The sequence below is a fragment of the Belnapia arida genome, assembly GCF_016773205.1.
GTDB lineage: Bacteria > Pseudomonadota > Alphaproteobacteria > Acetobacterales > Acetobacteraceae > Belnapia > Belnapia arida.
In genome coordinates this window covers 1-9658 of the sequence record NZ_JAETWB010000078.1, presented here as the reverse complement: position 1 = coordinate 9658, position 9658 = coordinate 1, and the positions used below count along the sequence as shown (strand labels likewise).

General features: G+C 65.7%; 8 protein-coding genes and 2 pseudogenes. 3 read left to right on the top strand and 7 right to left on the bottom strand.

What is annotated here, in order from left to right; all coding sequences use genetic code 11:
• Positions 1 to 53: 53 nt before the first annotated feature.
• Positions 54 to 305 (bottom strand): annotated as a pseudogene (locus JMJ56_RS31720) (IS630 family transposase); the annotation flags it as partial.
• Positions 306 to 543: 238 nt separating this feature from the next.
• Here JMJ56_RS31720 and JMJ56_RS31715 point away from each other — a divergent pair.
• Positions 544 to 1755, top strand: coding sequence for an IS256 family transposase (locus JMJ56_RS31715; RefSeq protein ID WP_202835870.1), 1212 nt, complete (start codon positions 544 to 546; stop codon positions 1753 to 1755).
• A gap of 154 nt (positions 1756 to 1909) precedes the next feature.
• Here JMJ56_RS31715 and JMJ56_RS31710 read toward each other — a convergent pair whose 3' ends face one another.
• The 4 genes from JMJ56_RS31710 to JMJ56_RS31695 form a co-directional block, all read right to left on the bottom strand.
• Positions 1910 to 2527 (bottom strand): hypothetical protein, encoded by a 618-nt coding sequence (locus tag JMJ56_RS31710; RefSeq protein ID WP_202835869.1) that lies wholly within the window; start codon positions 2525 to 2527, stop codon positions 1910 to 1912.
• A complete protein-coding gene (locus tag JMJ56_RS31705; RefSeq protein WP_202835868.1) occupies positions 2524 to 3378 on the bottom strand; it encodes a hypothetical protein in 855 nt (284 codons plus the stop codon). The genes JMJ56_RS31710 and JMJ56_RS31705 overlap by 4 nt, the downstream gene beginning before the upstream one ends.
• A 95-nt stretch (positions 3379 to 3473) precedes the next feature.
• Positions 3474 to 3902 (bottom strand): hypothetical protein, encoded by a 429-nt coding sequence (locus tag JMJ56_RS31700; protein ID WP_202835867.1) that lies wholly within the window; start codon positions 3900 to 3902, stop codon positions 3474 to 3476.
• A 390-nt stretch (positions 3903 to 4292) separates the two neighbouring features.
• A complete protein-coding gene (locus JMJ56_RS31695; protein ID WP_202835866.1) occupies positions 4293 to 5834 on the bottom strand; it encodes a D-Ala-D-Ala carboxypeptidase family metallohydrolase in 1542 nt (513 codons plus the stop codon).
• An 82-nt stretch (positions 5835 to 5916) separates the two neighbouring features.
• On the opposite strand from JMJ56_RS31695, the pseudogene JMJ56_RS31690 reads away from it, so the two are divergent.
• Positions 5917 to 6057: pseudogene (locus JMJ56_RS31690) on the top strand (IS3-like element ISGmo1 family transposase); the annotation flags it as partial.
• A 220-nt stretch (positions 6058 to 6277) separates the two neighbouring features.
• Positions 6278 to 7171 carry an IS5 family transposase gene (locus tag JMJ56_RS31685; protein ID WP_202835865.1) on the top strand — a complete coding sequence of 298 codons (894 nt, stop codon included), beginning with the start codon at positions 6278 to 6280 and terminating at the stop codon, positions 7169 to 7171.
• A gap of 129 nt (positions 7172 to 7300) precedes the next feature.
• On the opposite strand, the gene JMJ56_RS31680 is transcribed toward JMJ56_RS31685, so the two are convergent.
• Together JMJ56_RS31680 and JMJ56_RS31675 are read right to left on the bottom strand one after the other, a co-directional pair.
• The gene (locus tag JMJ56_RS31680; protein WP_202835864.1) at positions 7301 to 8176 is read right to left on the bottom strand and encodes a transglycosylase SLT domain-containing protein; all 876 of its coding nucleotides are present in this window, start codon (positions 8174 to 8176) and stop codon (positions 7301 to 7303) included.
• Between the two features lie 11 nt (positions 8177 to 8187).
• On the bottom strand, positions 8188 to 9201 hold the full coding sequence (locus JMJ56_RS31675) for a hypothetical protein (RefSeq protein WP_202835863.1): 1014 nt from the start codon (positions 9199 to 9201) through the stop codon (positions 8188 to 8190).
• Positions 9202 to 9658 lie beyond the last annotated feature (457 nt).

The following is a 9658-nucleotide window of genomic DNA, read 5'->3' as shown; positions in this document are numbered from 1 at the left end:
GCGCCAATCGCGAGAGGGAATTTCAGCAGCCTGCTAAACGACATACGGCCCTGCTAGGCCACCGCGCCGAGTTTGGCGAGAATGCGGTCGGCGGGCTTGGTCCAGACAAAGGAGCTCGATGTGGCGTTGTGCTCGCGGATGTAGCGGGCGACAGTCTGCTAGAGATCGGCGACGGATTGGAACATCCCTCGTCGCAGGCGCCTTCGGGTCAATGCTGAGAAGTAGCCCTCGACGGCATTGATCCAGGAGGCTGAGGTCGGTGTGAAGTGGAGCACCCAGCGCGGGTGCCGCTCCAGCCAGACCAGCCCGTTGACGAAGTCGCCTTGGCTTGATTCGGTTGGTTCTGGACGCGAGCGGCAGGTGTGGCATGGCACTGGGACGGCAAGGGGACCGACAGTCGGAACTGCTGGTGACCTGGGCGGAGATGCCGCGCTCGCCAGGGCACGTGTTCGACGACCGCCTCCAGGCCGAACTGCTCAGCGCCGGGGGAGTGTCGGAATTTCCGTGTTTCGGGTCGTACGATGCTGCTGAGGGAGCCATCGCATGCCGAGACGCAAACAACCCTCCATCCCAGATGAGCTGCTGGACCAGCTGCTGGGTGGGTCTGATCCCCGGGCCGCCCTGGCCGATGGCGGCCTGCTGGACGGGCTCAAGAAGGCCCTGGCCGAACGGGCGCTGAACGCCGAGCTGGATCACCACCTCGAGGGTGGCGAGCCGGATGGCCGGGCCAACAGCCGCAACGGCTACGGCGCCAAGACGGTGCTGACCGGCACCGGCCGGCTGGATCTGCAGGTGCCGCGTGACCGGCTGTCGACCTTCGACCCGCAGCTGATTGCCAAGTATCAGCGTCGCTTCGACGACAAGATCGTGTCGATGTACGCGCGCGGCATGAGCACCCGCGAGATCCAGGGGCACCTACGCGAGCTCTACGGCATCGAGGTCTCGCCCGACCTGGTCAGCGCGGTGACGGATGCGGTCCTCGATGAGGTCGCCGAATGGCAGGACCGTCCGCTCGAGGCGGTCTACCCGCTGGTCTTCTTGGACGCCCTCAGGGTCAAGGTCCGCGACGAGGGCACGGTCCGCAACAAGGCCGTGTACGTCGCCCTTGGCGTCCGCCCTGACGGGACCAAGGAGGTGTTGGGGCTGTGGATCGAGCAGACCGAGGGCGCCAAGTTCTGGCTCAGGGTCATGAACGAGCTCAGGGACCGCGGCATCGAAGATATCCTTATCGCCGTCGTCGACGGGTTGAAGGGCTTTCCGGAGGCGATCGCCGCCGTCTTCCCGCGAACCCAGGTGCAGGCCTGCATTGTTCACCTGCTGCGCACCTCGCTGGACTATGTCTCCTACAAGGACCACCGCGCTGTCGCCGCGGCGCTGCGAGAGGTCTACCGGGCGCGCAACGCCGACGCCGGCCAGGCTACCCTCGAGGCATTCGATGAGGGCCAATGGGGCCGCAAGTACCCCGTCATCGGCCAGACCTGGCGCCGGCACTGGCCGGAGGTGATCCCGTTCTACGCCTTTCCTGCCAATGTGCGGCGGATCATCTACACCACGAATTCCATCGAGGCCCTGCATGCCAAGCTACGACGCGCCGTTCGCGCCCGTGGTCACTTCCCAACCGACGAGGCCGTGTTGAAGCTGCTGTTCCTGGTCTTGCGGCTCACTGCCAAGGAGTGGAGGATGCCGCAGAGAGAGTGGACCGCAGCCAAGGCCCAGTTCGCCATCCTCTTCGAGGACCGCTTCGCCATCATCTAACCATCGCGGCCCTACACAGAATTTCTGACACTCCCAACGCCGCGGATCCGCGCCATCTTCCGGCATCCGCAGCTCCGCTATGTCGCATGATCAAGACAATGAGGGCCGGGTCAATAAAACTACATACAGTGAGGGACACCGCCGCGCTGCCAGGTCAGCGAGCCACGGCCGGGACTGTGGTGTCAATGCGGCGCGAGCGGCCGCGCCGCTCCGGGTCCGATGGCGACCAGCCAGCGGTAGCGAACACGGCGCCGCGAAGCAACCTGCGCAACACCCAAGGCCCCGCAATTCGCAACACGAGGGCGCTCGATTGCCGCCGGACAAGCCAGGCTAAGATCCACAAGAAGAGCATGTTCCCGGGGCCGCCAAGCCAAGCCGGCACCGAGTAGTCCGCCGGCAGCAGCGACGCAAGCAGCGTGAGATCCCAGCCCACGGCACTGCCGCCGTACCCGCCGGCAAGGCCCAACGCCACCCCGAGCGCGAGACCGCCCCACTGGGACCAATCCTCAACGGGCTTCAGCGCCAGCGCCATGCGCCTGCGGACCCGCTCCCCATGCGCCTCCATCGCCTGGGCGACCTCATCTAGCGATGTGCGCCCCGACCACCGCGCGCAGACGAACAGCGTCGCGTCGCCGGCCAGGTCAAGCACCGTGCGGAGGACGATGGTGCCGTCGTCCAAGCGCGTGTCGGTGCGCAGGTAGCCGTCCTCAACCAAACAGCGCAGGGTCGCAGGGCCGCCCTCCGCCGCCGCTGCTCGGCTGGCGTCGCTCACCGGCCACGACCAGTAAGGGAGCCTAGGGCGTCGCGTCCGATCTGCACGACGAGAGCCATAAGTTGGTGCCAGTGGCCCAGCGCGGCTCCAACGCCGAGCTGGTGCATGGTACGCAGCGCCTCGGACGTAGTGGGGTGCAGGCGAGTCACGATGTCGCCGCGGAGCTGCACGACAGTCTGCGCGCGGACGATCTCGGTGCCGATCTCCCAGGTGTGCCGGACGATCAGTGCGTCGTTGGGGAGGACTGCGAACCACGGCTCAACCAGCGCCTCGCGGCGGTTCACAAGCTCCGCGCGCGTAGCACCCACGGGCGGCTTAAGCACCCCGCGGTCAATGGCGGCGGAGGAGGGTGGCGGGCGCGTTAGATCTACAGCGGAAGGCTGCCGCGCCGGCGCGTCCAGCCAGGCCGCGACGGCCTCTTTCTTCTTCAGTACGACCTTAATTGAGTCACAATTATTGCAGATACGGCGGAGCACCGCCTGGTCCGGCCCGTCCTCACGCGGCGTGTGCTTCAAGGCCTGGCTCGCGGCAAGGCGGAGCACCTCAAACAGCCCCGGCGTCAGCCGGAGGTCGCCCGAGAAGTCCGTGCGACGCTCGTCTCCGAAGAGCGAGGTCAGGTTCACGTCAGCGAAGTCCTGCGCCACTAGCTTCGCCGGGTTGTAATTGCCCGTCAGCAACCGCTCGGCTTGGCCGTTTTCCGAGACGATTCGCAGCCGGGCTTTGCCTTGCAGGAAGTCGAGGTACTCGTAGGCGATGTCGAGCAACGCGTGTGGCAGCGCGGGGACCTGCTCCGCCGTGATGTCCACCCTCTCGATCGTGTTGATCTGAAGGGTGAGCAAGCCACGCAGCACCCCACCCGCGCTCTCCTGCAGCTTGCCAAACACTGGGTCCGGTGCGCTGTCCCGGGCCTCCGTGGCTTTGCCAGGACGTAGCAGCACGGTGCCGCTCAGCCCCGACTGCTTAATTCTTTTGCTAGATCCCTCGCTAGCTCCTTCAGAACGCGCAGGTTCTCCTGCACAATCTGCTGGGCCTTTGTCAGCATTTCGGTGTGGGCCGTCAGGAGGGCCTCGTGGCTGCCGTCCATCAGCTTCGGGCTGAGCGACTGCGAAATGTCGCCGAAGGCGAGGTCTATGTTCGTCACCAGCGTATTGCGCTCGCCGTCCTTCTCCGGCGGGATGGTGGCCGTGAGTTTATCGAAACCGACCCTGGCGTCGGCCACGATGCTCGCCTCCCCGAGGATAGTGACGACCTGGAGATGGGTTGCCGAACGGAGCGCATCCTTGAGTGCACCCCAGATCCGCCTGCCCACGTCGTCCTGGTTGCTCTCCGTCTCGGCGCCGCGCTCCGCCGCATTGTCTTGGACTCCGTTGGGCATCGCCGCCGCTCCCCAGTTCCATTGAGCCGAAAGCTCGCATGCGTTCATCAGAGCGACAAGGTAGTCGTTTGCGGCGGCGCTGATGCAGCCGAGCCGTTACGGCCTCGAGTGCACGCGATGTTTGACTGGGAGATCCAAAACGCCCTGGCTGCTCGCTTCTCCGGGGAGATTTTTGGCCTTCCCGCGCGCCTCGGGACATAGCCATAGTGGCGTGCTCTGGCCCTCGGCGCTCCCTCTATTGCAATTTAACCCTCCGCGAGTTTCTGGTGCCTTGGAATCCGAAAGTGGCTGGGCGCGGGTGAACGCTCAGATCGCTTCGCTGCGGCAGAGGTCCGAGATCCTGGGCTGCCGGCGGGTCCCGCTCGGAGCATATCCAGGCGGGCGCCCCGTTTATCCGGTCCAGCTCGCATTCTCGCCGCGCGTGTCGACATGGACGAAGGTTCGGTACACGCCGATGCCACCGCGGAAGATGCCCCGCCGGCGGTAGTCCTGGAGCCGAGCAGCCCAATCCTTCGGCGTGCCGCTCTGGCAGGTGAAATCGATCGCGTTGAAGCGCATGTGCATGCTGTTGCTGGCGGAACCGTCGATGCAGGCGTTGTAGGCTGGGCTCCTGTAGACGCTGAGGATGCGAATCGAAGCACCGATCTCGGAGCGCAGGCGGTCCAGCACGGCGGCGGCCGGCGCGATGTTCACCCACAGCTCGCGGGGCGGGTAGTCGTTCAGCCCGGCGCACTTGCCGCCCAACTGCTGCTGCCCGAGGAAGAGCAACTCGTCTGATGAGAAGTGCGCGAGACCGAGGCTCTCGGCGAAGGCGCGGAACTCGGTGTAGAGTCCCCATCCCGCGTGTGGGCTAGTTGCCGTGGTGGCCGGAGCCGGGAGGGTCGGCGGCAGGGATATGGTTGCAGCTTCTCCGGCCTCTTCGTCCGGGGCCAGCGCGATCGTGTCTGTTCTTCCTTTTCCGCTCGCCAGGATTCCGGCGATCTGGGACGGCAGGTCTAGCGCGCCCGTGGGCAGCGGCGTGTCGTCCAAACCCCATACATTGAGGGTGTAGCGGGACCCGTGTACCTCGCCGCGGCCCCCGGCGAAGGTCCGCTTGCGCGCAAGGACGTCAGCTCGGAAACGGGTCGCGCTGCCGTCGGCGATGACCCGCGCGACCTGCTCCCGCCGCTGTGCGCCGGTTGATCCGCTGCGGCCGATTTCCACCAGAGCCTTTCGCTCAGTGGGATCAACGTTATTTTGTACCGCGATGTCGAAGAAGAGGGCGGCATCCAGTGGGCTGACCGGGCCGCTGCCCAGCACGGGTGCCATCAGGTCGCGCGCGGCGCTCCAGTAAACCCGATGCGCCCGCTCGATCTGGGCCATGCACGCCTCCGGCAACATGCCGAGCCGCTCGAAGGCGTCCTGCCACTGCGGATCAACCAGCACGCGGGCGGAGCCGCGCGAGATGTCGTTGGCCCATGCGGTCTGCCGCGCTTTTGGGGCATCCAGGATCCCGGCGAACTCTGCGTAAAGCGGCCCGAATGCCGAGGCGACCGCGCCCGGCCGGAGCGCCTCGATGTCGGTCATCAGCCGCTTGAGTTCGCCGTTCAGTAGGGTAAAGCCGATCAGCCCGAAGGTAATGCCCGCACCGTCGAAGTTGCCGACAACGTGGTTGAACAACGTGCCTTCGAAATCGGCAGTCATGGAGAGACAGAGGTCGAAGACCGATGGGGGTTCCGTCTGCGTCAGCCTCCGCCATCCATCCGCGTCGACCCCGGCCCTAACCGGAAGGCTGTTCGCCTTCTGCCACCGCCCGAGTGCCGTGGCTGTCTCCCTGCCGAAAACACCGTCCACATCGAGCGCCTGTCCGGCACGAGTAAGGCCAGCCTGGAGGGCCATTGTCACAGGCCCCTGCACAAAGCGGTCCCCGGACTCCGCCATCCCGATGATCATCGACCGTTTTCTCCCTCCCGGCGCCGCTACTGTTGTCGGTGGCGTCGGACGTTACAACAGCTGGGCGCACCTTGTCAGTGCCCGCGAGGAGGCGACGACGGCCGTGTTCGAGTACATCGAAGTCTTCTACATTCGGCAGCGTTTGCACTCCGGCGTCGGCTACCGCACCCCGGCCGAAGCGCGGGCCAGCATGGAAGGGATCACCAAGCGCTCAGCCGCATGACGCTCTGATCTCACCTCTCCACTCCGCGGGGGAAGTCCACAACACCGACATTCTCACAGTCAAGTTGAGCTGCAAGGGCCAGGGTTGCGGCATTTTCGGCTTCCTAAAAGGCCGGAGTACCGGATCAGACTTAGAGTCTGAACGCGAAATAAGCCGGGCGCTTCGGGGCGGCTTCGATACGTAGGGCAGTGCGTCGGCATCGCCTCACCATGTTGGGCCGATGTCTCGCACCAGCCTACGCAGCAATGTCGACCTGCCTCCGCCTTCGGCTCGCCGTGTTCCCCGACCCAGCCGTGGCGACGGCTGGGACGCCCTGGCCGACATCGAAGTCTTCGTCTTCGCGGTCGAGGCGGAACTGGAGGCCATGGATCGCGAGCGGGTCGGCGTGCATCGCCGCGGCCGTAAGCCGGACCTGACGCTGCGGCGGCGCTTGATCGGGCTGATCTGGACCCTGACCTTCGGCGGCCTGCAGTGGCGCATCGCCGGCTGGCTCTCTGGTGTTCCCTTCACCACCCTGCACAGCAGCTTCGCGCGCTGGACCCGCCTGGGCCTGTGGCGACGGCTGGGCCAACGTCTCGCGCTTGATTGGCGACTGGCCTGCGGCGACGAGGTGCTGCCCTCGGCGGTGGTGGCCGACAGCCGCTCCCTGCGGTCAGCCCCGACCGCCTGGGTACGCGGCATCGATGGTGGCAAGCTGGTCAAAGGCGTGAAGCTGTTCGCGGTCTGCGACAAGCATGGATCGCTGCTCGATCTCGAACTGCAGCCGGCCAACACAGACGACCGCGCGGGCGTCCTGCCGCGGCTGGCCGCGCTCGGCTTCGAAGGTGACCTACTCGGCGATAGTGGCTTCAAAGGCGCGCCCTTCGCCGCGGCAGCGCTCGAGCATGACATCCATGTCTCGGTCTCGCCCGGCGGCACGCGCGACGGGCGCTTCCTGCCGAACGGGATTAGATGGGTTGTGGAGCGGTTGTTCGCCTGGCTCAGCCGCTACCGCAGGCTCAATATCGTGTACGACCGCGCCGCGGATCTCTTTGCCGGGCACATCTGGATTGCGATGATCTCCATCATCGCACGCCGTCTCGTCGCCCAAACCCAGGCGCAGCAAGGAGTTTAATCGCGTACAGCTTCTTACGCCTGACCGACGCGCATCAGAAACACAGTTGCCAAATTTCATTGTTATATCGATCTGCTTGACGGTGCCGGTGTGTCTCCTGATCCGGTGCGACATGCCGGACCGCCGCCGTCAGGCGAAGCCGTTCGTCTCGAAGAAGGGAATGCGCTGCAGCACTTTGCCAGCATAGGTGCCAGGCCCGGTCGCCGCCTCCAAGCCCTGCTCCGTGATACTGCGCGTCGCGCCACCCTCGCCTTGATTATAGGCCAAGATTGCCACCCGCAGAGCATCGGCAGCAAACTTCTTCTGTTTGGAGAATCGGGCCAGCGCCCCGGCCAGTACACCGGCGCCGAAGTCGATATTCGCCCCGGCGTCCTGCCAATTGCCGCTGCGGGCGAAGTCATGCGCGTCCCAGTCGATTTGCATGAGACCACGGCCGAAACCGAGCCCGTCGGTGGGCATCGAGCCGGGCCGGAGCGGCGGTTTCGGCTGGCGCGGCTTGCGATCGCCAGTTCCCGCCGGCCCGTTAGGAATCATGAGCGACGAGGTGCCCCATGCCGACTCGACCGAACCAATGGCAGCGATGACGGCCGGTGGCAGCTTATGGGCGGCGGCCGAGGCAGCGATGAGGTCGTGGAAGGTCTTTGTTGTGGGGAGCTGCGCCATGAGCGCGTGCTCCAGCGCGCTCGAGGGCTTCACCGCCAGGCCGAGCGTAGCCGGCTCCTCGGCCCGAAAGGCCGCTACGCCCGCCAGTTGCCCTGCGACCAAGCAGTTGCCCTGGCACACCAGCCGGAAGCCGGGGATCACCGGCGCTTGGCCGCCAGGCGTCAGGCGGAGCACCGCGAAGGTCTTTGGTGGCTCGCTGTCCATGTCGAACGTCAGCGCCGTCTTAGTGCCTGCATTGCCAAGATCGACTAGTGGGCCGAGGATCTCCTCCTGCTGCTGGACGATAACCTCAGTCTCATCGAGCGGAAAGGCGCCGGCGACGTGGACCACCGCAACTTGCATTGTCACCTCCTTCAGCGTGGGGCGGGGAATGGCTGGGCGGGGGGCGCGGCAGGCTGCAGGATCGGCAGCAGCACCTGGTTCAGCCGCTCCATCTGCGACCGCTGGATCGTGACATCCGCTGCGTTGACCGAAGCGCTGAGCTTCTGCCGGATCGCCGCGCTCAGTTCCGTGTCCAACATCACCGGCGTGACTGGCAGGCCGAGGGTGCTGGCAGCTTGCTCCAACCGCGGGCGTTCCCTGGTGGCTCTCACCGCTGCGGCCAGAGTGGCCAGTTGCCGCTGCACATCCGGGTCGAGGCGCACGGGCCTTGTCGTCTGACCGACCTGCACCACCCGGGTCCCCGGCGGAATTGCGGACATCGGCTGCACCAGCGCCGAGCTAACGGCGGGCCGGACCGGCGGCACGACGAACTCACCGTCCTTGACGCGGGTGTTGTTGAGGATGCGCTCGATGTTTGCGTTGATCGTCACCGGAGCGCAGTACTGCAGGTACTCGGTCATCCGGGCGACCGCGAGGCCACGGTTAGTCACCCGCGACAGGAGGTTGGCGCCGTCGCTCGCCTCTTCCTGCCGGAGCTGGTCGCGCTGTGCCAGCACGACCGCGCGGACTGAGGCGGCAGGCAGTTGATAAAGAACACTGGATGTGGTGTTGTCGAACAGGCTCGCAGCTAAGCCGAAGGCAATACCGGTGATGCCGATCGCCTTCTGCGCCGCGACGGCAAGGCCCATGATACCCACTGTCGCGCTCTGGATAGCGTTCATGTTGGCCAGCGTGGCGCGGCGGGTGCGCTCCAGCTCTTCGAGCGCGCTTAGCAGGGCGAAGCACTGCTCGTCGATGTATCCCTCGCCGACCAGGGTGACGGCAGCCCAGTCCGATGCGCTCAGCGAGGCAAGCTCGCCCTCCTGCCTCTCCAGTAAGGTCAGGCCGGTCGCCGGAGGCGACCTCATTCGGCCCGTCTGGCTGGCAAAATAATAGACGATTGGGACCAGACTCTCGCGGTGCGCCTCCGCTGCCGCGGCCGTCATGCGGCTCGCCGGCCCCTGCTGAAGGAGGCGCCCACGATCGGTCAGTGAGGCAAGCGCGGATCCAGGCGAATTGGCACAGCCTGGTAATCCGATGGCCAGCGCGGCCAAGATTAAGTGTACTCCGACCAGCTGCCAGTTCCAGGTCTGGCGCTGACCAATACCGGCGCTCTGCATTATTCTGGCGACCTCCCGAGCGTCGCCGCAAACAGCGGCTCTGGAACGATGCCTCGCTCGAGAGTCGCACGTCCAGAATAAATCGTATACACGCTCGGGTTGATGCGAGGGCCCGTTCTCTAAATAGGGCTTTCAGGTCAAGCACCGGTGTAAAGGCTGGCATTCGTGTTGCACGGGTCAGCGGCTTGGACGCATTGGTCGGCACTGTCAGGTTGATCGGGGATTGGCTGGTCGGGACCGATCCGGTAGGTGGCCGGAATGAGCCTCCCAGCCGCCAAGTCGC